This window comes from Persicobacter diffluens, from assembly GCF_036244895.1.
GTDB classification, from domain to species: Bacteria; Bacteroidota; Bacteroidia; order Cytophagales; family Cyclobacteriaceae; genus Persicobacter; species Persicobacter diffluens.
The window spans coordinates 603,403-627,014 of the sequence record NZ_BQKE01000002.1; the positions used below are offsets into that span (position 1 = coordinate 603,403).

The window sequence follows — 23,612 nt, forward strand, 5'->3', positions numbered from 1 at the left end:
AGAACCGATTCCTCCGATGAACAAAGGCCTGATTGTATTTTTTTTATTTACCTTCCTCTTAGGAAGCTGTGATTCCGATAAAAAAAACTGGAGCAAAAAGCACCGTATCAAAAGTAAAATGCTCCTTTTTTACAATGGAGAAATCCTTACAATGCGAGGAGATACTCCGGAATATGTGGAGTCGCTGGTGGTTCAAAATGGACACATCGTTTTTTTGGGTGATTTAAATGAGGCACACTCCCAATTCCCCAAACACCTAAAAATAAACCTGAAGGGCAAAACATTACTACCGGGATTCATTGACCTGTACAGTAACTTTTCATTTGATCTGGGACGGGCGCATTGGCAGGACATATCCCCAAAAACGATTGGAGAGGACTATCAATTATCAAATATCCTTTATCATCTTAAACTTTCTGCGGGAAATGAACAGGAATGGCTTGTTGCCTGGGGACTCAAACCGGAAAAACTATCCCCCAAAGAAAAAATCACCTCGGCACTGTTAGAGGAATATTTCCCCGATAAAAAGGTGGTGCTCATCCATGAGAATTTTCAGTCTGCATTATTAAATAGCGAAGCTTTCGAATGGGCCATGAGCAAAAACCTGCTATTCCCCCAGCCGGAAGAAATCGCAATGCTCACTAATTATTGGCTAAGAGGAGAATCCTGGCATTCGGTTTTCGACAATCTTCCTTTGGGGGATATAGAGGACAAATTAGTTCGGCTTGAAGAGATTCAAAACCTCTATGCACAAAATGGATATACCCATATTCAGGATGGAAATGCCCGATTGCAAGAGCTGATTTGCCTAAAAATAGCCGCAGAAAGACAGGCGCTCCTTCAAGATATTTCCGTTTTACTCCCTTTTAAAACTTATACCTTTCTGCAAAATGATAGTCTTGAATTTGCCATTGGAAACTATGAACACCAACTAAAAATTCAGGGGGTAAAAATTTCCAAGGAGGGGGAGGGAATCTCGAATACCTATGCTCTTACGGAAAATCTGAATCAAAAAAAGATGCTCTATGAGGCCGCTTTGGCGACCTTAAAAAAACAAATCACACTTTTAACACAAAGAAAAATCCCCATTTGGTTGAATGTGGAAAATATACCGGAGACTGATGTCCTAATGAAGTTTTTTCGATCAATGGGTTATCCGAAAGAAGGGTGGCCCAATCCTGTCTTACTCAACCCTAAACTGTCCGCTAAATTGACCGCTGCCGATATCAAATCCTTTCAGCTTGCAGGATGCTATTTATTTCCTTTGAACACCGAAAATCAAAATCTTTCAGCACCCACCCATACACCGCTGGAGCATTCTTTCTCTCACTTTCTCAAGGCTCATATTCCCACCGCTATTGGAAGCCAATATCCTTTTGGCGAATTTCGACCTTTCCTGTTAATGCAACACATGAGAAATCTTCAGCCTGACACCTTAAAAGATACATATCAGATTTTGAAATGCCTCACTGCTTATCCTGCACTTCAACTAGGGGAAGAGGAAGAAAAAGGTATCCTCAAAACCGGAGCGCTAGCGGACTTTGTCATCCTTGATCAAAATCCACTGAAGGTAGGTGCTCAAGCATTAGCGCAAATTCAGGTGACAAGAACCATAAAAGGGGGAAAGACGATTTATCAAAAAAAAGATTAGTGGCCTATTTCCCCCACCTGCCCGCTGGTCAGCACGATTAAATCCCGTGGAACCAATTTTAACTGATAACCTCTTAGAGCATATTTAAAAGCCCACCATCCGACTTCAAATTCGCATTATTGGAAGCGATTTGAAATTATTTCTCAACAATAACGCTGCAATTCTCTTAAAATAATCCCGTATCGCTTCTGCAATAATCAAATTTTAGTTGCGAATTTTGGCTTTTAAGCACGCTCATAAACCCGCACTAATATTGACGGTATCTAAATCCAATATTGCCTGATCAAAAAAAGTAGGATAATTTTTCTTCATCCCCAAAGGGGAACAACCTCCACGGATATAACCGATCAATGGCAATACTTCTTTCATGGGCACCATCTCTATTTTTTTATTTCCCGATAGCCGGGCGGGTGCTTTTAAGTTCACCTCCTGCCCCCCGGATACAAGCTACCACAACTGCCGTTTTATCCTCTCTTAAAATGAGGGTTTTAACCCGGATTATTCATGCTTAAATCTTCGTTTAGCTGTAAGGCGGAAAAATGAAGGAATTTTTCCTAATTCGAATTTTTTCCACCGAAACAGATGAATGAGGAGAAAGCAAGCTTGCTCAAATTTGGGTTATTAGTATTCAAATAAAATAAGCTTCAAAGAACTAAAAATAAGCCACTTCCGATTGGTTAATAAATTTAGCGGTGAATAATTCGGGTTAAAGATTTGCTGAATATCCTGTCCCGTTTTTACAGCCACCGACACCGCCCCTTTCCCCCTCTTTCTCCACCTCATAGGTTAACAGTTCATAAGCCACCTTATGCTTATTCAACAGACCAGCGACATTGTTTTTTTTCGCCATAGATTTAAAATTTCCTATATTGTTTTTTATAGATTGTTTAAAAGCATACCATCCGGCTGTAAATTCGAATTATTGGAAGCGATTTGAAATTATTTCTCAACAATAGCGCTGCTATTCTCTCAAGAGAATCGGGTATCGCTACTTCAATAATCAAATTTTCGCTACGAATTTTGGCTTTTAAACACCCTCTTACAAAAACAATCATTTTTATGCGCCGGTATCAGCTTTTTGAATTTGAAGATTTGCCATATTTCCCAAAAAAAATCCGGAATTACGGAACCGACTTTCTTCAATTCGTTGCCAATCAGTTTAATTTCTATGAAGGACTTATCCCGATACTTCAAAAAGGGATTCAAAAAAGTGGCCGCCATCAAATTATTGATTTGGCTTCCGGTGGAGGTGGTGGATGGAAGTCCATCATTCCCCAACTGCAAAAAGTGGAAAGTAAATTTCAGATACGATTGACTGATCTTTATCCGAATATCACCGCTTTCAAAAAGCAACAAGCACAATTCCCTGAGGTCCTTCATTTTGAGAATCAAACGGTGTCCGCTTTAAATGTCCCCTCTAATTTAAAGGGACTTCGCACCATGTTCCTCTCTTTCCACCATTTCAATGAGAAAAATGCCGTACAAATATTACAAAATGCGGTGGAAGAGCAACAGGCTATTCTCATTGTGGAGGCTCAGGAAAGAAATTTACTCAACCTGATCAAGTTTTTCTTTTCGCCGATCAATGTATTATTAACCACTCCTTTTATCCGCCCCTTTTCAATAGGCCGGATCCTCTTTACTTATTTAATTCCTATTGTACCATTTTTTGTATGGTGGGACGGATTCGTTTCAGTATTAAGAACCTATACCCTGCGGGAAATGAAGGAAATGACGGAAAAACTACAAAACAGCCGTTCGTTTGAATGGGAAATCAAAAAAATAAAATCTGGTCCGGTGGAAATCCTATACCTATTAGGAACTCCTAAAAGCAGGCAATAAATGATTTTGCTAAAATAAGGGGTCCTTTCAAGCGCATCACCAGCAAAAATTAAACTTAAACCGAATTATTCACCGCCAAATTAATCGACTACCATAAGGTGCTTATTTTCATTTCCATAAGATTGTGATTGCTGATTTGTCCATAATCCAAATTTGGGCAAGCTAGCTTTCTACTCATTCATCTGCTTTCTTGGAAAAAGCCCGAATCAGGGAACGATGCCTTTCTTTCACCCGATTTGCAGCCAAACGAAACATACACCATTTGGGCTAAAACCTCCCAAAATTAAAAAGGGGCTAAAACCTTCCCTTCCCATTCGGGTTATGCTAAAAAAAGCTATGTTGATAAAATACTATTTCCCACTTCTATTAACATTATTTTTAGCGGCCTGTCAAGCCAGTATTCAGTTCCCTCCAATTTCTGAACAAGAAAATCCGGAATATTATCCGGGCCAGATCATTTGGAGAGACCTGGTGACCAGAGATGCTCAAAAAGCCAAAGATTTTTATGGGGGTGTTTTCGGATGGGAATTCGACGCACTCTACAAAGAAGGCTATCAATATTTATTAGTGAAAAACAATGGCAAACCCATCGCCGGCATTTGGGGAGTACCCGCAAAACCCGAAGACTCTGGTGATGAGTGGATTAGTTCCGTCAGTGTCTCTGACGTTAAAAAAACGCTTAACGAATTGCAGCCATTGGGTGCAGAAAGTATTGGAAAGGTCATACACCTAAAGGGTAGAGGAACTTCCGCTTTAATCAAAGATCCCGAAGGCGCCTATATTTCCTTAATAAAAAGTGATTCTGGTGATCCTGCAAATGATATTGAGAGTAATCACGGATGGATCTGGACAGAATTATGGACTAATGATTTAGAAAAAAGTAAGGCTTTTTATCAAAATATTGGATATACCATTGAACAGGTGCCGGGCCAGGCGGTAGCGTATTGGGTCCTTAAAAATGGAGATCAGCAATGTGCCGCCATGATTCAGAATCCATTAGATAATATACGGTCCTTATGGGTGCCTTATATAAAAGTGGCCAATCCGCACATGATTTGTGATAAGGTGAAAGCGCTGGGCGGAGATGTCATTATGAAACCACAAGAAAACATTCGCAATGGAAGCGTTGGCATCTGTGCAGACCCCCAAGGCGCCATTTTCGCTGTTCAAAAATACCCACTAAACTAATCAGTCATGAAATCTGTAAAACGAATATTTCTCCTGCTGCTTTGGAGCAGCCTTTTAATGATGGGCAGCTGCATGAATCCTCGCTTATCTACCAGTGCGGGTGTTGATGTTCATTGGGGGCCTAATGGACCACAGGTAAGGCCGCATATGAATGTGGGCGTTTATGGAGGCGGACGCTTATAAAACAGTCCGCTACCATTTCGTAAAACTGACATAACACTGGGGTCGTGCTTTAAATCCACATTAGAAAATCGACCCCGTGCCTACTTCCCGTCACCCTTTTTACTAATCCTTATTTCATTTTTTAACGGTATTTATTTTTTTATCTAATTACTCCAATTCAATTATACCCCCTCCTTAATTTAAGCTTGATGGTTTCATAAGACGCTTCAGGCAAAATATTTACACACAATCCGGTAATATTGCATCATCAGAATATGTGATCTAATCACATGATAATATTCGTTTTTTAAAAGAAATATTTATTTGAATATAAAATTTCTTACTGGAATTGTATTGCCTAAAATTTACCACAATTATTAAAATGAGTTTGCAAAATTTTTACCCTTTGCACTTTTCAAAAAGAAAACTATTTCGATGCGCCACGGCCTCTTTTCTTTTGGGAACCTTAACCTTTGGACCCGCCTGGGCGGAAAAATCCGCACCAGAATTATCAGAAAATGATTTATTGGAATTAGCACTAGGCCATACCGTTAAAGGTCGTGTTTATGATGCCGTTACCGGAGAGCCCATCATTGGGGTTACCGTCGCCATTGAAGGTACCAATACAGGATCGTTCACCGACATTGAGGGTAACTTCATGGTAGACGCAGAGGAAACTGATGTTTTAGTGGTTTCATTTGTGGGATATGAAAGCCAGCGCATTACGGTAGGCACTCAAAGTCAACTGGATATTGCGCTGAAAGATGTTTCTCAGGAATTAGCAGAGGTAGTGGTAACTGCCTTGGGGATTAAGCGGACTGAAAAATCATTGGGTTATGCCGCTTCTATTGTCCCCACCAATGATTTAGCAGAAACAAAGTCTACTAACTTCACCAACTCCCTGGCGGGTAAAGTTGCCGGTTTACAAGTAGTGGGTTCCACGGGCGGGGTGGCTGGTTCTTCCAGAATCACTTTGCGTGGGGAATCTTCGCTCAACCTTTCCGCTAACGGCCCTTTATTTGTAATTGACGGGGTGCCGATTTCTAATAATACAGAAGGTTCGGGAGATTTTGCAGCCAATGCGGGTAACCTTCCGGTAGACTTTGGAAATGGCGCTTCCGAGCTTTCCTCAGATGATATTGAAGACATCACCGTATTGAAAGGCGCAAATGCGGCAGCCTTATATGGGTCCCGTGCCGCGAACGGAGTGATCATGATCACCACAAAAAAAGGACAGGATCGTTTTCAGGTCGATATCAATGCTAATATCACTTTTGAATCCTTATTGATGAAGCCTCGCTTCCAGGATCAATATGGCCCGGCGGCAGATAAATTAACCGGACACTGGGGGGAAAGAATGGACGGATCGCTTCGCCCGGTATATGGACCAAATGGCGTGGAGATGATGCCCAATATTGCCAGAGGTCATACCATGATCGAAGACTTTTTTGAAACCGGAGTGTCAGCGACTAACAATGTGGCTATTTCTGGTGGAAATGGTAAAGACACCTATCGCCTTTCCTATACGAACACTTACAAAAGTGGCATTACGCCATCCAACGAATTGAAGCGTAACAGCATCAACTATTCCGCAAAGAATCAACTAACGGATAAATTGACGCTGAACACTACCGTAAACTACATCCACTCCGGCTCTGATAATATTACGGCAGTAGGACATGGTGCAGGAGCAGTAATGTACAATTTCTACGACCGTAATGGCTTCACCCCTTTGAATGCAGATGTAAGCTGGGGAAAAAATTACTGGATGCCGGGCATGGAGCATACCCAACAATACTCCGCTCGCTATATGGAAGATGGCACCAATGGAGGAAACAACCCCTATTTCGTAGCCAATGAGTTCAAAAACACATTGGATAAAAATCGCCTGATCGCCAACTTCAATTTGAATTACGAAATCACAGAGAAACTTTCTTCCATCATTCGTGGTGGTACCGATTTCTACAATGAGCACCGAACCTCTCGTGAGGCCTACTCTTCTACCCGTAATTTGGAAGGAATGTACCGGGAAGAAAAATACGGATACCAGGAAAATAACTTTGACTGGATTACCACTTTTAAAGACGATTTTGGCGCCAATTGGAAAGGAACTTTTGTAGGGGGAATGAACCTCATGAGCCAAAAGAGAACCAACTCTATGATTCACGGCATCGGACTGACTACTCCGGGTGTTTACTCGATCAACAACTTTAAAGGTAATCCGACAGTAAGTCAGCTAAACACTGAACGTGCCATCATGGGTGTTTATGGTACCGCGCAAATGGCTTTTAAAGATTTCTGGTTTATTGATGTAACCGCTCGTAATGACTGGTCCTCCACCCTGGTAAACCCTTTTGCCGCAGAAGGAGATCAGAATAAGTATTCTTTCTTCTACCCTTCGGTATCCAGTTCCCTGATCCTTTCGGATATTATGGACATGCCAAAATTCATGAACTATGCTAAAGTGCGTGGTGGATTCGCCATGGTAGGGAATGATACCGATCCTTATATGACCTATGCCACCTACGTTTCTGGGGCATTACCGGGAACCAACACCAACCCTGGTCTTAATCCAAATGCGAACCTGAAACCGGAAATGACGACTTCTTATGAATTTGGTTTGGATGCGCATTTCTTCAATAGCCGCCTGACGATGGACCTGACTTACTACCATATGGATTCTCGTGACCAGATTTTGGTGGCGCCGGTTTCTACCTCTACAGGTTATACCGAAACTTTGCTTAACGCCGGGCATATCCAAAACCGTGGAATTGAGATCGCCTGGAATGCCGCTTTAATTGAAAACGAAAACTTCAAATGGAACTTCGGCGGTAACTTCACCCGCAACTACAATGAGATCAAATCTTTAGCACAGGACATTGATTCTTATGTAATTGCCCGACCTACAGATGGAGGTTCTTCTCCTGGTACCCAAACCGTAATCGCAGAAGTAGGCGCAAGAATGGGAGCACTTTCAGGATATGGCTACCAACGTGTACAGGATCCTTCCAGCCCTTACCACGGAATGATCATTTACAATGAAGAAGGACAGGCATTGCGTAAGGATGAAGCAGAAATTTGGGGGAATTACAATCCGGACTGGACGATGGGTCTTCGAAATGAATTCTCTTACAAGAATTGGCATTTGAGTGCTTTATTCGATATCCGTAAAGGAGGCAGCGTTTACTCTTATTTCCACTCCAATATTTATGCAGCAGGTCTGGCGGAAGAGACATTGCCGGGTCGTGAAGGAGGCCTGATGATCACCGACGGTGTTTATGTGGATGGTGACGGTAACTTCCGCGCTTTTGAGCATGAGGTAGACGCGCAAACTTATTATACGGAGAAATTTGCCCGAAATAATATGGAAGCCAATACCTTTGATGCCACCTTTGTGAAGCTTCGTGAATTGTCCATCGGATATTCCTTCCCAAGAACAATGATTGCTAAAGTGGGATTACAGTCCTTACGGGTATCGGCCGTAGGTCGTAACCTATGGATGTGGTCTAAGACCCCTTACATCGATCCGGAAAACATGACCATGAATGCGGGTTATACCATCCCGGGCTTCGAAGTAGGTCAGTTGCCTTCTACCCGCAACTTCGGCTTCAACATCAATATGACTTTCTAAATCTGATTTCATGAGGGGACCTGTTTCCCCTCTCAAAATATTATCAACATGTTTAAAAATAACAGATTCATCGCAGCTGCATTAGCCTTGGTATTGGGAATGAGCTCATGTACGGATCGATTCAAAGATATTAATACTGATAAAAATGACCCGACAGTAGTAAGTCCGGGTGCTTTGCTGGGTAATGTCATTTTTGAAGCAGGAAAAACCATTTCAGATCGGAATATGGACATCATGACGGATGTGGTGCAATATTCCTCCGGGAAAATTGGCGGTCAGCGTTCTTTTGCCAACTTTAACTGGTCACCGGATACGGGCGAAGATCTTTGGGATATGATTTATCTGAACATGACCAATGTGCGGGATATGAACGAAAAGGCCGCGGCATTGGATCAAAAAGCCTATGAGGGCGCAGCCTTGGTAATGGAAGCCTATTTAATGAGCTTAGCCACCGATGCCTTTGGTGATGTGCCTTATAATGAAGCCTGGAGTTTGGAAAGCAATATCTTGCGCCCATCCTATGATACTCAGGAATTGATCTATGATTCCCTACTGGTGAAATTGGATCGGGCCAATCAATTATTTGCAAATGATGAAATCGGCATGATCACCGGCGGAGATTTCATTTTCGATGGAGATGTGGAGGCCTGGAGAGGCTTTGGAAATGCTTTACAATTACGTTTATTAGCACGTATCATCAAGCAAGATCCTGCTCAGATAAATAAATTCGCTGAAGTCGCAAAACGCCCATTATTGACTTCAAACGCCATGTACACCTTCTCTGGCGTAGCACCGGACCTTTCTCCGGTTTCTCTTTGGAGAGAGACAGACTTTAACCTGAGAAGACTTTCTGTAACCATGGCCGAGCTAATGAATGATTTGAATGACCCGCGTCGTTCGGCCTATTACGAACGTCCGTCCGGAGAAACAGAATGGGTCGGATGCCCAATTGGTTATACTATCGCGCAATTTGATAACGACAAAAACAACCCTCGCTATGCGACCCTTAATCAAAGCTTTTTAAATAATGGGGCCTATGCCAATGCTACCTTTATGAGCTATGCGGAGCAGGAATTTCTATTGGCAGAAGCAGTATTGAATGACTGGATTAGTGGCGATGCTGAAATCCATTACAATCGAGCGGTTACCTCCTCTATTGAATTTTGGAATAATTATGGCGCCAACGGCCTTTCCGCAGCGGAATATTTAGCACAACCCACGGTGGCCTTCACCGGGGAATTGGAACAGATCCTGACTCAAAAATATATCGCGCAATTTGCCAATCCCTATGAAGCCTGGTTTGACTACCAGCGTACCGGATTTCCGTCCTTACAGCTCGATCATACGGCTAAAATCAACAATGGCGATCATCCGGCGAAAAGATTCATGTACCCTTCCTTCGAAGCCATGTCTAACCATGACAATATGCGAGCTGCCATAGATCGTACCATGGGAGGGGTTGACAATATCAATGCAAGCATTTGGTGGAGCAAATAAAGGAATTGCTTACATAAGTAACATTTCAAAAAAACTTACCTAAAAGCCATTATCTCAAAAGGATAATGGCTTTTTTATACAAGTAGTAATATTGCGTATTTAATCATTCGATTGATCAGCTTCTTGTAAATAATTAATTCACAAGCTTTTTGTCCTATTATTTTAGACTTTACCGGCTAAAAAAAAATCTAAACATTACATCTCAAAGAAATTCAACCTTTAACAAAAACAAAGACTGGCTGTATACTAAAACACGAAGTTGCTTTCAGGAAAATACCCTATGTCTATAAAAAAAACACCTCCGCACTATTTTGGACTTCAAGAGGAAGACCCTATTGAATTGAAAAGGAGCATTTCCACCTTTAACTTGTTTATCATCATTGGCATTTTGATGAACCTGTCATTTTTGGTATCCACTTTATTTACCGACAATGCCCCCTTGCAAATATATGGGCTGATGTGCTTTTTATCTGCCTTAATTCCAATCCCATTTATCTTATCAAAGAAATTTTTCTTGGCCAAAATCTTCTTTACACTTGACGGCATGCTCACTATATTTACAGGTGAAATACTCCATGCTTCGATTTCAGGCTCTTATATTTTTTTATTCGTTGGATACATATTTATCTTCTTCAATTTTGAAAGAAACCGAACGAAACTCATCATTTTTCTTTACAGTTTAAACACCCTTTTTTTATTCCTGAGCCAAACCATAAATTTACCTCCGGAAATACTAGTGGATAATCCTGATTATCATAATCAAGAAATGAAAATTGTCCTTTTTATCCTGGCAGCTGTATACTTCTATCTATTATGTAAAACTTTTTTTAAAGATTACGATGAAGCGCTTTACCAATCGCATTTACTAAATCGGAAACTAACCAAAGTGAATCAAGATCACAAAAGAACTAACAGAAGACTTAAAAACGCCCTTGAACAGGTACAACAATTAAATAAAATTAAAAACCAATTTACCAGTATTATCAGCCATGAAATCCGTACCCCGCTTAATGGCATTATTGGGCTCATCCATTGTCTAAAGGAGGATGATACACAGCCAAAGCAGGAAATCATCAATCACCTGGATCATTCTGCCCAAACGCTGATGGCTTTAGTCAATGAAGTATTAGATTTTGAAAAGTTTCAAAATGGTAATATGGAACTGAACCCGACCCACATCAACCTCAAAAACTATTTACAGCATGTATTTGACAATCATCAAGCAAATTTACAAAAAAAAGGATTAGAGGGCACTGTACTTTTCTCCGGAGAAATCCCTGAATTCGTTGAGCTGGACCACCACCGACTCTCTCAATGCCTTAACAATTTAATCAGCAATAGCATTAAATTTACCGAAAAAGGAGCCGTGAACCTGGAGGTCATTTTACACCATCTGAACGAGCAGGAATGTCACTTGGAATTTGGGGTTCGGGATACGGGTATTGGGATCAAAAAAGAAAAACAAGCGAATATCTTCCTTCCTTTTCAGCAGGAGAACAACACCATTTCCTCCAGGTACGGAGGCTCCGGTCTCGGGCTCGCCATTTGCAAAACGATCATTGACCTCATGGGCGGAAACCTGGCCCTGCAATCAACTCCCGATAAAGGGAGTTATTTCTATTTTGTATTGAAATTACCCATTCCCAAAAATATCTCTGAAAATGCCACACCAACCAACAAAGCGCTTATTTCCTCCTCTACCTTTTTCCATCACCAAAGCATATTAGCGGTAGATGACAACCCCATCAACAATTTAGTCATCAAAAAATTACTTCAAAAATATAATTTGAATATCATTTTTGCCGAAAACGGGGAGGAGGCGATCCAAAAATATAAAAAACATCCGGAAATCGACCTCATCTTAATGGACCTGAATATGCCGGTGATGGATGGCTATCAGGCTACGGCCGCTATTCGTCAACTTAATGATAAAATCCCTATCATTGCCATTAGTGCCACTATGCCTTCCGAACTCAACAAAAAGATCATCGGCAAAGGCTTCAACGCCGCCATCATCAAACCTTTTAATCCAGCTGACCTGACTGATATACTTTTTCAACATCTGGAAAAACCGGAATTAAAAAGAATAAAATAGCCCTTTAACCCGGATTTTTCATGCTTAAGCCGGATAATTCATGCTTAAATCCTCGTTTAGCTATAAGGCGGAAAAATGATGGAATAGTTTCCTATTTTGAGTTTTTTTTTACGAACCAGAGGAATGGGGAGAAAGCAAGCCTGACCAAATTTGGGCTATTATAAATCAAAGAAAATAAATGGTAATGAACTGAAATTAACCTCCTTGCACTCAATAAATATAACGGTGAATAATTCGGGTTAAGAGCGTGTTTAAAATCCAAAATTCGTAGACAAAATTTGATTATTGCAGAAGTGATACCGGATTATTTTGGAGAGAATTGCACCGCTATTGTTGAGAAATTATCCAAAATCGCTTCCAATAATTCGAATTTGCAGCCGGATGGTGTGCTTTTAAACACGCGCTAAAACTTATGATGCCTATAGCGTTTCAGAAACTCTTCCGGTGATAGGCCGAAGTAAAATTTAAAGTTGGAATGAAATAATTCCACCCTTCCATAACCTAACTTTTTCGCGATATCCGAAAAGGACATATTAGTCTGTAGTAAAAATTTCGTAGCCTCCTGCAATTTTCTTTTCCGAATGTAATCATTTGGATTTAAACCGGTTTTCTCCCGGATCATATTATGAAATGCATGGCGATCCATTTGAAGCGTTTTCACCAGATGCGATTGATTTAAATCCGTTTGCGCTAAGCGATCCAAAATCACCTCATCCACCCGATTTAAAAAAGCATCTTCATGCGCCAATAAATAATCCGGCACCTCATCCTTTTCCTCTACCGCTATCCGAAGGGCCATCCTTTTGGTAATGCGATTTAGCGCTAAACCACCCCCTATCAGTAAAAATAGCACCAACACCCCAAAAAATAACACTATTCTTCCCCAGGGAAAACGCCAGGGAAGTTGAACGGACTGTGCGGCACTCCACTTAGCCGGACCTATACTACTTTTCCATTCGATGGCTTCCATTTGAACAAAGCTTTCCTCAGAGGTCAGCAGTGCCTGTTTACTGTTAACAATCTGCCAATTCATGCTTGCATCCTTTCGCCAGGCAATAAAAGCCCAAGCCTCAGGCATTAAAGTGCGAACGCCTAATTTAAGGTCAAATCCCGCTCCGGCTTTTGCTTCCTCAACATATTGTTGGTGAGAAAAACGTACATTTAATTGCGATAAATCATGAATAGGAAATATTATCCGATGGAGCGTATCCAGCAAAAACATTTCCTCATGTTGATATAACAGATAGGCGCCATTACGATGTTCCAAATCGGTAAATGATAGGATAGTATCCCTTTGCCACTGAAATAAATCTACGGGCTGATCAGAACAGTACACCTTACCTTCTTTGAGCTCCCAGGGAGCAACATCCTGAAGGCTTTCAGGTGACTGCTCAGCAGCAACAAACTGTATTTCCACATTTAAATGATCCACCACCACACCCCAGCCCTTTTCTACCAACATCCATTTTCCTTTCGCTGGCATAGGTTCAAAAACGGCTTCCTTTAACAGATATAAATCTCCATCCTGCGTTTTAGTCATTATTCCAATTCCAGCATCGGAAAAAATAGCTTCCACCATTTTCTCCATAAAAAATGAAGCCTGCAAATTCCCGTCAGAAAAGGACACCACTTTCAGCTTGGATTCCTTTTGCAACCAAACGCCTTCGGGGGTGAGCCCAATCAACTCATACGCCTGAAAAGGTTCCGCAAAAGGATGCCAACTTAAGGCTTCCTGCTCCCAACTTAATTTATATATCTCCCCGGTCTGCACCTGCACCAAATATTCCTTCGTTGACCATTGCAATACTTTCCGAATGGGAAAGGGTGCCGACTCCAAACGGACCGAGGAAGAATCTAAATAAGCAATGTTTTCCTCACCAAAAAGCAGGCGTTGTTGAGGCCCCATCGCAAATACCTCTTGGGCATTAAAAGGTGGAAGGGCGCTACTTTGAAAAGAAAAATCACCACTACTGCACCATAATGAATCAGCGGAAAGAATAAGTAATTCCCCCTTGACCTCTTTCATTTCCATCAATCGCTCAACCTGCATCAGTTTGTGCCATTTTTGATGGTCCAGAAAATAAATTTGTCCACTGCTATCAGCCACAGCCAGTGTTCCAAAACAGGAAACCATATGCTGAGGAAAAACCGGTAGATCCGGAAGAACCGGCAATCTTTGCGCCAGCGAACTCAAACACAAAAACTGAAGCAAGGAGCACAGGAAAAGGAAGTTAGTATGCATTATCTAAATTTGAGGAGCAACCATCTCACAGGGAACAATTTAAGAATATAAAAAAACATCCATGCAAATTTTGTATAAATTTTACTTTGCGTAATAAAGAGGAAACTAATAGTGCGCTAAAGCGTCCTTTAGAAGAGAAACATCTCGTAGAAGTATCTTGAAAAGCTACAATATGATAGGGGAATTTGAAATATTCCAAAACAGATGTAATGCTATTATTAAGGAGGTAAGCTTTCTTTTGCTATGTACTAATCCAAAATCACTTCCAAATGCCTCTTTTCCTAACAAACAGTCTACTTCCTAACAAATTACCCGCTTAAAAAAAACTAAAGTATTTGATCATTTATATCAGCCTGCCACCCTACCCATTGAATTTTTTTTATGAAGTTAAAGTTGCTCATGTATTAAGAAGAAGCATATAAGCTATTCCGAAGGCCTTCCAAAATTTGAAAATGAATGAATTTGAAAAACAGTCTGGCAAAAACAAAGCCCCCAAATACGAAAACTCCCATCAAAATACACTTAACTTCCTAGGGGCAAAATCCCTAACTATCAATACGCTGGCTACCAACCCGGACTTATAAGAATTCCTCATTTAGGATTTAAATCATTAAAAAACAAAACAGTGAACGACATCATATCTCAAATACAGTTCTCCCTAAAAAATTACGCTGACCTCCCTGCCCTTTCGGATTACCAACAAAAATCCATGACATATGAAGAGGTAGGAAAGACCATCGCCAAATTGCACTTGTATTTCGAGTTGTTTGAAATTAATCCCGGGGATAAAATCGCCCTCATTGGAAAAAACTCTGGGCATTGGGCAAATATCTATCTGGCCACTTTGACCTTTGGGGCCGTCATTGTCCCCATTCTTCCCGAATTTAAAGCAGAGGACAGCGAACGCATCATTCATCACTCGGATGCCCAATTACTTTTCATAGAAGACCATTTTTTTGATCAAATGGAAACAGCACATCTGCCACAATTAAAAGCCATATTTAATCTCAGTGAATTTGAATTACTATACTCCCAAAAGAATTTCGAAAACCTCCATGACAATTATGAGCGACAATTAAAATTTAAATACCCCAATGGTATTAATGTACAGGAACTTGATTTCAGGATTCCCGAACCGGAGGATTTGGCCGTTATTAGCTATACCTCAGGCACGACCGGATTTTCCAAAGGGGTTATGCTTCCCCATCGGAGCCTGAATGGTAATATTGAATTTGCACGGGATAATATGCCTTTAAAATCAGGAAACCGAATCGTATCCTTTTTACCACTCGCACACACTTACGGTTGCGCTTTTGAGTTCTTATTTCCTTTTACTTTGGGTTGTCATATTACCTTTTTAACAAAAACCCCTGCGCCCAAAATTATCATGAAGGCTTTTGCGGAAATTCAACCGCACCTGATTTTATCAGTGCCGCTGATCATTGAGAAAATTTATAAAACTAAGATTGTCCCGGCATTGCAAAAACCCATGACGGCTTTCCTGATGAAAATGCCCATCCTCAAATCCATCGTTCATCAAAAGATCAAACAACAGCTGATGGAAGTCTTTGGAGGGAATTTCAAGGAACTGATCATCGGGGGAGCCGCCTTTAATCCGGAAGCAGAAAAATTCTTCCGACTTATAAAATTCCCATTCACCATAGGTTATGGCATGACGGAATGTGGGCCTTTGATTGGCTATGCCTCCTGGGATACCACCGTGCTCGGGGGGTCCGGCCGACCGGTAGATGCGCTGGAAGTGAAAATTGATAGTCCGGATCCGGAACATACCATAGGTGAAATTATTTGCAGGGGCAGCCACTTAATGTTAGGCTATTATAAAAATCCGGAAGCCACCCAGGCCACCATTGATCAGGACGGCTGGCTGCATACGGGTGATTTGGGGCTTATGGATGCTCAAAATAATATCCTGATCAAGGGCAGAAGCAAAAGTATGATTTTAGGACCCTCAGGAAAAAATATTTTCCCGGAGGAAATTGAATCCCTATTACTCAATATGCCGATGGTAGCAGAAGCCCTTGTGGTTGACCGTAATGGAAAATTGACCGCCTTGGTATATTTTGACCATGCAGAAATGGAACAAAATCATCTTGGAGAAAATCAAATCCCTGCTTTATTACAGCAATATAAAAAAGCAGTCAATCAAAAACTTCCCGGCTACATGCAAATTAAGGACATCAAGCTACAGGTGGAAGCTTTTGAAAAAACCCCAAAGCGCAATATCAAGCGGTTTTTATACCAGCAATAAAAAAAAGCCATGCAATTGCATGGCTTCCGAAACATTACAAAATAAACTATAGATAGGATGATATTTCGCTTTCAATCTTGACAAAAAACTTAGCCTATCGGTTCATAAATCGGCTCAATAAAAAATTATAAATAATACAATACCTGTATCATAAAGTTATTATAAAGAGCATATTTAAAAGTCAAAATTCACAGTGAAAATTTGATTATTGCAGAAGCGATACCCGATTATTTTGAGAGAATAGCAGCGCTATTGTTGAGAAATTATTCAAAATCGCTTCTAATAATTCGAATTTGTAGCCTGATGGTGTGCTTTTAAACACGCTCTTATACTTTATGGGGCAACAACAATAGAGCTGTCCACCAAGGCTCCTATTTAGAAGGCAAATGCTCCAGCTGATAGACCATTTCAGACAACTGAGCAGCCGATAGTAACTCCGGACGCTGGCGTGGTGGATAGTTTTTAAAGGTCATCACATATTCCGCCAGCTTTTCCTTAGTAGGAACGAACAACCACATTTTCTGTCCATACCAGGCCAGGTACATACCGGAATGGTCTGCAGCCTCAAAAGGATCTTGGCGCAAATTGTAAATCTTTGGCCAGGAGACATCGAATCGATGACCTGAGAACCACATATCCGGACCTTCCCCTTCCTGAATCACGAAATGGATTTTCCAATCATTCCATCGCATCGCCTGAATCACCCCATTATCCGCAATGTACATAAAAGTGTCTCGCGGCCCCTGCGCTGTTTCACCGGCCAATCTTGGAAGGAAATTATACCCATCCAAATGCACTTTATAGGTCATTTCTCCTGCCTGATGGCCCTGCAATAACTTCTCTTTTATTTCAGGCTCACCGGTAGCAGCCATTAGGGTAGGCACCCAATCTTCATGAGAAATGATGTCATTAATTTTAACCCCCGGAGCAATAACACCGGGATAACGTACCAAAAGAGGAACGCGCGTTCCGCCTTCCCAGGTAGAACCCTTCTCTCCACGGAAAGGAGCAGTACCGCCATCCGGCCAGGTCATTTTCTCTACCCCATTATCCGTAGTAAAAATAACAATCGTATTTTGATCTACCCCTAAATCCTCCAAGGCTTTCAAAAGGACGCCTACATGGTCATCCAATTCTTTCATTCCAGCCTGATAAAGCCCCATTTCATTTTGCAGTTCCGCATATTTTTCCTGTAAATGCGTCCAAACATGCATACGCGTGGTATTATGCCAAATGAAGAAGGGTTTGTCTTCTGTAACCGCCTTCCGCATAAAATCCACCGACTTTTCCAGTATTTCCTCGTCTACCGTCTCCATTCTTTTTTTGGTCAATGGCCCGGTATCACGAATGACCCCATCAGCGGAGGAATGCAGCACGCCGCGAGGACCATATTTTTTCCTAAAAGCAGGGTCACGTGGATAGGCTGGATCTTCCGGCTCCTCCTCTGCATTCAAATGATAAAGGTTCCCATAGAATTCATCAAACCCATGATTGGTGGGCAAAAATTCATCCCGATCACCCAGGTGATTTTTTCCAAACTGACCTGTAGCATAACCTAATGGCTTCAATAGTTCGGCCAAGGTGGGATCCTCTTTTTGTAAACCAATTTTAGAACCCGGCATACCAATGGTGGTGAGACCAGTTCTTAGAGGAGACTGCCCCGTAATAAATGCAGAACGTCCCGCCGTACAGGACTGCTGACCGTAAGCGTCCGTAAACAAAGCACCCTCATTAGCCAGACGATCAATATTCGGTGTGCTACCTGCCATCATGCCCTGATTATAAGCTGAAATATTCCAATACCCGATATCATCTCCCATAATCACCAAAATATTGGGCTTCTTCCCAGATTTACCTTTCTCGGCCATCACGGGAACAACCACTATTAGCCCCAGGGCTAAAAACAATACATCTTTAATAGATCTCATAAAATATATTTTCCTAATACATGGTTATAAGTGCATCACTAAAGGATAAATACATGCGGTATTGACAGGAAAAAGTCCCATTTTGTCCAACTTCGTCTACCATCCACTACAGCCTTGCTGAATGCTAATGATCGGCTCAATAGGTCAGTGAATTGATCACAGCCTGAACTTTTTTGCTTCATTTTTTATCAACAAAAAGGGTTTTTATAATGGTTGGAAAGGTGATGAGCGTTTTTAACCACGAATGGCACTAATTTCCATGAGCTATTTTCTGGAAGCACTTCGCCGTGTTGACTTACTATTTCAACCTTAGCCCGGATTATTCAGGCTTAAATCCTCGTTTAGCTGTAAGGCGGAAAAAATGAAGGAATAGTTCCTTATTTCGAGTTTTTTCCAACGAAACAGATGAATGAGGAGAAAGCAAGCTTGTCCAAATTTGGGCTATTATAAACTGAAGAAAATAAATTATAATGAACTAAAAATAGGTTACTTACTCTTAGTCGATTAATTTACCGGTGAATAATTCGGGTTAGGTCGTGTATTATTCTTTTTTTGTAACTGTAAGGTTCAGAAGTTAGATAAGTGGTGAGTTTTTTAGCCGCAAATTTCACAAATTTTCACGAATTATTTTCTGGTAACTTTTTGGTCTGTTGGTGGCTGCGATACTTTCCACTCCAACAAACCGGCCTTGATCAGTGGACGTACAGGCAAAGGTTATGCTAGCAAAAGCGAAAGGGACACGCCTCTTATTTATATTTCTTTTTTTATCAATATATCGAAGAAAGGAATAATTGAATTTATAATGAGTGAATTACCGATCTCGCTTTTCATGAAAAAGCCCTGCACTTCAAATCCTTATCTTGAACAATAAGCTCTACTTATTCATCGTAGAATTAATGGGGATATCATTAGTTTTTGTATTTTGGAATTAATGACACAAAACAACAAAACAATTTCCATTATAGGCTGCGGATGGTTTGGCTATCCTATGGCCTTAAAACTTATTGAAAAGGGTTACACTGTTTTAGGTACCACTACTGGAAAAGAAAAATTGACTTCTTTTACCAAAAATGGAATAAAGGCCTTCCAATTCCGCCTCACCGACCCATTACCTGAAGCACTGAGTCAATCAAACATCGCCCTAATCAGTATTCCCCCAAGAAGGAAGGTAATGCCCACAAATACCTATTTACAAGGGCTGGAAAAATTAGCAAATGAACTCAAAGCCGGTCAGGTCGATAAGGTCATCTTTATAAGCACCACAGGTATTTATCCAGATGATGAGCCATTAGCACAGGAAAACGCAACTGCATTAAAAAGTCCCTTTGTTGAAGCGGAAAAAATTTGGCTCGATCGATTTGAAAAATGCTTAATTCTGCGCTTCGCCGGGCTTTTTGGCCCTCATAGATTAGCCGGAAGATTTTTGGCGGCAAAGAAAGGCCTGGCAGACAAACCCATCAATATGCTTCATTTAAACGATGCGCTGGGCTTTTGTCAATATGCCCTTTCCCGGCAATTGGAAGGCATCTATAATGTTTGCAGTCCGCAGCATCCATTTCGTAGTGAATTTTATCCCAAAGCCAGTCAACAATTAGGACTGGAACCACCGACTTTTAGCCAAATTGAAAAAAGTAAAACGGTTTCTTCCGACAAAAGCCTGAAATCGGGATACCAATACCAATTCCCCAACCCTATTGAAGCCCTGTAAGCCATGAATAAAAAGGAAAAATTCCTCCCCTACACTGCTCCGAAATTGGAAGCAAAAGACGCACTTGCTGCTGCCAAAGCGTATTATCAAAAGATCAATCAAAGAAGAAGCGTTCGCCATTTTTCGGATGATCCTGTGGATCCCGAAATCATTGAAAACATCCTGAAAGCCGCTAACTGCGCGCCAAGTGGCGCCCACAAACAACCGTGGAGCTTTTGTGTGGTGAGTAATCCCGAATTAAAAAAAGCCATTCAGCTGGCAGCAGAAAAAGAAGAATATGAGAATTACCATTCCCGCATGAGTGATAGTTGGCTTAAAGATTTAGAAATCCTCGGCACCGACTGGCATAAGGAATTTCTTTCCATTGCCCCCTATCTCATCATCGTCTTTAAAAAGTCCTATGACCTCATTAATGGAGAGAAAAAGAAAAATTATTATGTCAACGAATCTGTTGGCTTAGCCTGTGGCTTTTTGATTAATGCCATCCATGAAGCCGGACTGGTAACCCTTACCCACACCCCCAGCCCCATGAATTTCCTGCATGAATTACTAGAAAGACCTGAAAATGAAAAGCCTTTTCTATTACTTCCGGTAGGCTTTCCGGCAGCGGATGCTGAAGTACCCAATTTGAAAAGAAAAGATTTGGACGAATTTACCTACTGGTATCAATAAACCTAAAAATTAAGGCACACCATCCCACTTTTCTGAGCCTGTACCGATGGAAAAATCAGAAACATCCTGCATCTTTGACGAAAATTAAATCATGAGCAAGACATACATCAACTGGAGTGGAGGAAAAGATGCTTCCTTTGCGCTCTATCATTTTTTGAATGAAAACCCGGGAGGAATAGGAAAAATTTTAACTACTATTAGCGAGGAACAGCAGCGCATCACCATGCATGGGGTCCGCAAAGAATTACTGGAGATGCAAGCCGATGCCTTAAACATCCCGCTAAAAATGGTACAACTTCCTCCTTCAGAGGATATGGATAGTTATAACCGTGTAATGGCAGAAGCCATGCATGAGCTTAAAGCCGAAGGATTTGAACAAGCCATATTTGGAGATATCTTTCTGGAAAATTTGAAAGCCTATCGTGATGAAAAACTGGAAGCCTCCGGTATTAAGGGCATTTACCCGCTTTGGAAAAAAGATACCCATGCATTGCTGAAAGAATTCATTGCACTGGGATTTAAAGCCATAACGGTATGTGTAAATGACCGTCTCCTGGGAGAGGAATTCATTGGCCGGATCATTGATCAGGAATTTCTTGACGCGCTTCCCGAAGGTGTGGATCCTTGTGGTGAAAATGGAGAGTTTCATACTTTCGTTTATGATGGGCCAATTTTCGAAAAACCTCTTCCTATTAAAATAGGAGAAAAAAAGAAATTCACTTACCCCAAAAAAGAAGGGGATAATTGGGACCACACTTATTGGTTTTGTGATTTAGAAAAAGCATAATGACTTCCACTAAAAAAAGCATTTTAGGCCTGCTATTGGTAGTTCTCTCCCATTTTACTGTCCAGGCGCAAATTGGATTAATGGGCGCAATGGATAAAGAAATTGTGTTGTTAAAATCCAAAATAGAAAATTTAGATTCCACCCAAATTGGTGGACAACAATTTTATTCAGGAACGCTTTCGGGCCAGGAGGTAATCCTCTGCAAAAGTGGCATAGGCAAAGCCCAGGCCGCCATGACCACCACACTACTGGCTACCACATTCAAGGTCACGCAAATATGGTTTACCGGAATCGCAGGAGCGGCAAAGCCGGATCTTGAGGTCTTAGACATCGTAATCGGAAATGCCTTTTTCCAACACGATTTTGACACCCATACTTTCGATGGGAAAGTGGGACTTGCACCGGGGGCCGATGAAAATGGCTTTTTTTACCCCTCCATGGGTTTACAACAAATGGCTTTTGAGGCTGCCGTAAAAGCCTTTGGGACTGAAAAAGTCCATGAGGGACTTATTGTCACCGGAGATCAGTTCATCGATGATCCCCAAAAAATCAGAATGCTTTTTGAAACATATGGCGCAAGTGCTGTGGAAATGGAAGGAGCTGCGGTCGCTCAAATTGCGCAAAACTTCCAAATTCCATATGTAATAATTCGAAGCATTTCGGACAAAGCTGATGGAAATGCAACGCAAACCTATCAGGAAATTGCTCGAAAAGCAGCGAAAATATCCGAAACTGTAATTTTAAATATGATTTTGGAAATAAATTAAAAATTTTTCAAAATTATTAGCATTAATCTCATAAATTGGCGCCTATTCCGTATTAATCCTAGTTTTTAACGGCTTTTATCAGGAAAAATCGTTAATAAATTCACAATAAATATGGAGCAATTGTTTGAATAATGAAATCCATTCACTTAATAAAGCTAATTTAGAAATGAAAAGAGCATGGTTAATCCTTTGTATTTGTAGTGTACCTTTTTTCTACAATTGTGGAGGAAAACAACAAAAAGACCAGCAGGATGAGACGGAGGTCGTTACAGACGCTGAAGGCAATATTATTGAAGAAGAGGGAGAAGCAAAAAAACAAGCTCCTTCCAAACCTTCCAATAGCAAGCCCAGCAACGGCAACAATATTGCTTCCACTCCAAAAGAAACTACTCCTGCTCCTGCCCCAAAGCCGGATCCTCTTTTTGTTCCAGCAGGAACAAATCTAGTGATCAACTTGAATAATGACTTATCGACTGCAAGCAACGCTAGTGGTCAGGCATTCAGCGCTAAAGTGGCTGCCCCTATTTCTGTTTCCGGAAAAACAGCCATTCCAAAAGGAGCGGTGGTCAATGGAACCATCGTTGCTTCTAAAAATGAAAAGCGTTTGGGTGGTAAATCTGAAATGAGCCTTACCCTGAGCAGTGTTACGATCAATGGGCAGAAGTATAAATTGAATACCGAAACTCTGGCGTTTTCTGGTAAAAACCAAACAACCAAAACGGTAGGAACAACCGCAGCAGGCGCTGGTGTTGGTGCTGCCGCAGGAGCAATTTTCGCTAAAGATAAAGGAAAAGGCGCTGCCATTGGTGCAGGTGTTGGTGCTGCTGCTGGTTTAGGTGCATCTGCTCTTAAAAAAGGAGAATTGGTAATTGACAAATCAGCGCCTATCTCTTTCAAAATGAACAGTGGTATTTCTGTAGCGCAATAATGTGCTCCCTAAGTAAGTGAAAAAAGCCCATCTACCTTTACCGGTAAATGGGATTTTTTTGTGTGTTAAAAGTCATAAAGGCTTCGCCTGAGCTAAAATAGAAAGTTAAGCCGGATTCCAAATGCTTAAATCTTCGTTAGGCGGAAAAAAGCAATAATCCCTTCATCCAGTTTTTTCCAATGAGTCAGGTGATGGAGAGGAAAGCAAGCTTACCTACATTTGAGCTATTCAAACCGCTGCAAATC

The 23,612-nt window shown here is 41.2% G+C and carries 16 protein-coding genes and 1 pseudogene; 13 read left to right on the plus strand and 4 right to left on the minus strand.

Going from position 1 to position 23,612, the window contains the following annotated elements; genetic code table 11:
- Positions 1-118: 118 nt before the first annotated feature.
- Positions 119-1,651, plus strand: coding sequence for an amidohydrolase family protein (locus AAA970_RS17000; RefSeq protein ID WP_338238087.1), 1,533 nt, complete (start codon positions 119-121; stop codon positions 1,649-1,651).
- Between the two features lie 234 nt (positions 1,652-1,885).
- Here the strand turns inward: AAA970_RS17000 and AAA970_RS17005 are convergent.
- Both AAA970_RS17005 and AAA970_RS17010 read right to left on the minus strand, forming a co-directional pair.
- Positions 1,886-2,086, minus strand: a pseudogene (locus AAA970_RS17005) (YbaK/EbsC family protein); the annotation flags it as partial.
- Between the two features lie 271 nt (positions 2,087-2,357).
- Complete coding sequence (locus tag AAA970_RS17010) at positions 2,358-2,501, minus strand: hypothetical protein (RefSeq protein WP_338238089.1); 144 nt, start codon at positions 2,499-2,501, stop codon at positions 2,358-2,360.
- A 209-nt stretch (positions 2,502-2,710) separates the two neighbouring features.
- On the opposite strand from AAA970_RS17010, the gene AAA970_RS17015 reads away from it, so the two are divergent.
- The 6 genes from AAA970_RS17015 (at position 2,711) to AAA970_RS17040 (ending at position 12,066) form a co-directional block, all read left to right on the plus strand.
- Complete coding sequence (locus AAA970_RS17015) at positions 2,711-3,493, plus strand: hypothetical protein (protein ID WP_338238090.1); 783 nt, start codon at positions 2,711-2,713, stop codon at positions 3,491-3,493.
- 336 nt (positions 3,494-3,829) lie between these two features.
- Positions 3,830-4,681, plus strand: coding sequence for a VOC family protein (locus AAA970_RS17020; RefSeq protein ID WP_338238091.1), 852 nt, complete (start codon positions 3,830-3,832; stop codon positions 4,679-4,681).
- Between the two features lie 6 nt (positions 4,682-4,687).
- Positions 4,688-4,864, plus strand: coding sequence for a hypothetical protein (locus tag AAA970_RS17025; protein WP_338238092.1), 177 nt, complete (start codon positions 4,688-4,690; stop codon positions 4,862-4,864).
- Positions 4,865-5,225: 361 nt separating this feature from the next.
- Positions 5,226-8,474 carry a SusC/RagA family TonB-linked outer membrane protein gene (locus tag AAA970_RS17030; protein ID WP_338238093.1) on the plus strand — a complete coding sequence of 1,083 codons (3,249 nt, stop codon included), beginning with the start codon at positions 5,226-5,228 and terminating at the stop codon, positions 8,472-8,474.
- A 48-nt stretch (positions 8,475-8,522) separates the two neighbouring features.
- A complete protein-coding gene (locus AAA970_RS17035) occupies positions 8,523-9,971 on the plus strand; it encodes a SusD/RagB family nutrient-binding outer membrane lipoprotein (protein WP_338238094.1) in 1,449 nt (482 codons plus the stop codon).
- A 280-nt stretch (positions 9,972-10,251) separates the two neighbouring features.
- Positions 10,252-12,066, plus strand: a complete 1,815-nt coding sequence (locus AAA970_RS17040; RefSeq protein ID WP_338238095.1) for an ATP-binding protein — start codon at positions 10,252-10,254, stop codon at positions 12,064-12,066.
- Positions 12,067-12,469: 403 nt separating this feature from the next.
- Here AAA970_RS17040 and AAA970_RS17045 read toward each other — a convergent pair whose 3' ends face one another.
- Positions 12,470-14,308: a helix-turn-helix domain-containing protein gene (locus tag AAA970_RS17045; RefSeq protein ID WP_338238096.1), complete on the minus strand. Its 1,839-nt coding sequence runs from the start codon at positions 14,306-14,308 to the stop codon at positions 12,470-12,472.
- Between the two features lie 625 nt (positions 14,309-14,933).
- On the opposite strand from AAA970_RS17045, the gene AAA970_RS17050 reads away from it, so the two are divergent.
- Positions 14,934-16,577: an AMP-binding protein gene (locus AAA970_RS17050; protein WP_338238097.1), complete on the plus strand. Its 1,644-nt coding sequence runs from the start codon at positions 14,934-14,936 to the stop codon at positions 16,575-16,577.
- A gap of 371 nt (positions 16,578-16,948) precedes the next feature.
- Here the strand turns inward: AAA970_RS17050 and AAA970_RS17055 are convergent, their stop codons facing one another.
- Positions 16,949-18,505 (minus strand): arylsulfatase, encoded by a 1,557-nt coding sequence (locus AAA970_RS17055; RefSeq protein WP_338238098.1) that lies wholly within the window; start codon positions 18,503-18,505, stop codon positions 16,949-16,951.
- Between the two features lie 931 nt (positions 18,506-19,436).
- On the opposite strand from AAA970_RS17055, the gene AAA970_RS17060 reads away from it, so the two are divergent.
- The 5 genes from AAA970_RS17060 (at position 19,437) to AAA970_RS17080 (ending at position 23,367) form a co-directional block, all read left to right on the plus strand.
- Complete coding sequence (locus AAA970_RS17060) at positions 19,437-20,213, plus strand: NAD(P)-binding domain-containing protein (protein WP_338238099.1); 777 nt, start codon at positions 19,437-19,439, stop codon at positions 20,211-20,213.
- 3 nt (positions 20,214-20,216) lie between these two features.
- Positions 20,217-20,885, plus strand: coding sequence for a nitroreductase family protein (locus tag AAA970_RS17065; RefSeq protein WP_338238100.1), 669 nt, complete (start codon positions 20,217-20,219; stop codon positions 20,883-20,885).
- Positions 20,886-20,976: 91 nt separating this feature from the next.
- A complete protein-coding gene (locus AAA970_RS17070; RefSeq protein ID WP_338238101.1) occupies positions 20,977-21,672 on the plus strand; it encodes a Dph6-related ATP pyrophosphatase in 696 nt (231 codons plus the stop codon).
- Positions 21,672-22,439 (plus strand): 5'-methylthioadenosine/adenosylhomocysteine nucleosidase, encoded by a 768-nt coding sequence (locus AAA970_RS17075; RefSeq protein ID WP_338238102.1) that lies wholly within the window; start codon positions 21,672-21,674, stop codon positions 22,437-22,439. The genes AAA970_RS17070 and AAA970_RS17075 overlap by 1 nt, the downstream gene beginning before the upstream one ends.
- Before the next feature lie 166 nt (positions 22,440-22,605).
- Complete coding sequence (locus AAA970_RS17080; RefSeq protein ID WP_338238103.1) at positions 22,606-23,367, plus strand: hypothetical protein; 762 nt, start codon at positions 22,606-22,608, stop codon at positions 23,365-23,367.
- Positions 23,368-23,612: the final 245 nt, after the last annotated feature.

Coding starts and splice junctions, on each gene's coding strand:
- AAA970_RS17000 (WP_338238087.1), top strand. CDS start 119: ATGCTCCTTTTTTACAATGGAGAAATCCTTACAATGCGAGGAGATACT.
- AAA970_RS17010 (WP_338238089.1), bottom strand. CDS start 2,501: ATGGCGAAAAAAAACAATGTCGCTGGTCTGTTGAATAAGCATAAGGTG.
- AAA970_RS17015 (WP_338238090.1), top strand. CDS start 2,711: ATGCGCCGGTATCAGCTTTTTGAATTTGAAGATTTGCCATATTTCCCA.
- AAA970_RS17020 (WP_338238091.1), top strand. CDS start 3,830: ATGTTGATAAAATACTATTTCCCACTTCTATTAACATTATTTTTAGCG.
- AAA970_RS17025 (WP_338238092.1), top strand. CDS start 4,688: ATGAAATCTGTAAAACGAATATTTCTCCTGCTGCTTTGGAGCAGCCTT.
- AAA970_RS17030 (WP_338238093.1), top strand. CDS start 5,226: ATGAGTTTGCAAAATTTTTACCCTTTGCACTTTTCAAAAAGAAAACTA.
- AAA970_RS17035 (WP_338238094.1), top strand. CDS start 8,523: ATGTTTAAAAATAACAGATTCATCGCAGCTGCATTAGCCTTGGTATTG.
- AAA970_RS17040 (WP_338238095.1), top strand. CDS start 10,252: ATGTCTATAAAAAAAACACCTCCGCACTATTTTGGACTTCAAGAGGAA.
- AAA970_RS17045 (WP_338238096.1), bottom strand. CDS start 14,308: ATGCATACTAACTTCCTTTTCCTGTGCTCCTTGCTTCAGTTTTTGTGT.
- AAA970_RS17055 (WP_338238098.1), bottom strand. CDS start 18,505: ATGAGATCTATTAAAGATGTATTGTTTTTAGCCCTGGGGCTAATAGTG.
- AAA970_RS17060 (WP_338238099.1), top strand. CDS start 19,437: ATGACACAAAACAACAAAACAATTTCCATTATAGGCTGCGGATGGTTT.
- AAA970_RS17065 (WP_338238100.1), top strand. CDS start 20,217: ATGAATAAAAAGGAAAAATTCCTCCCCTACACTGCTCCGAAATTGGAA.
- AAA970_RS17070 (WP_338238101.1), top strand. CDS start 20,977: ATGAGCAAGACATACATCAACTGGAGTGGAGGAAAAGATGCTTCCTTT.
- AAA970_RS17075 (WP_338238102.1), top strand. CDS start 21,672: ATGACTTCCACTAAAAAAAGCATTTTAGGCCTGCTATTGGTAGTTCTC.
- AAA970_RS17080 (WP_338238103.1), top strand. CDS start 22,606: ATGAAAAGAGCATGGTTAATCCTTTGTATTTGTAGTGTACCTTTTTTC.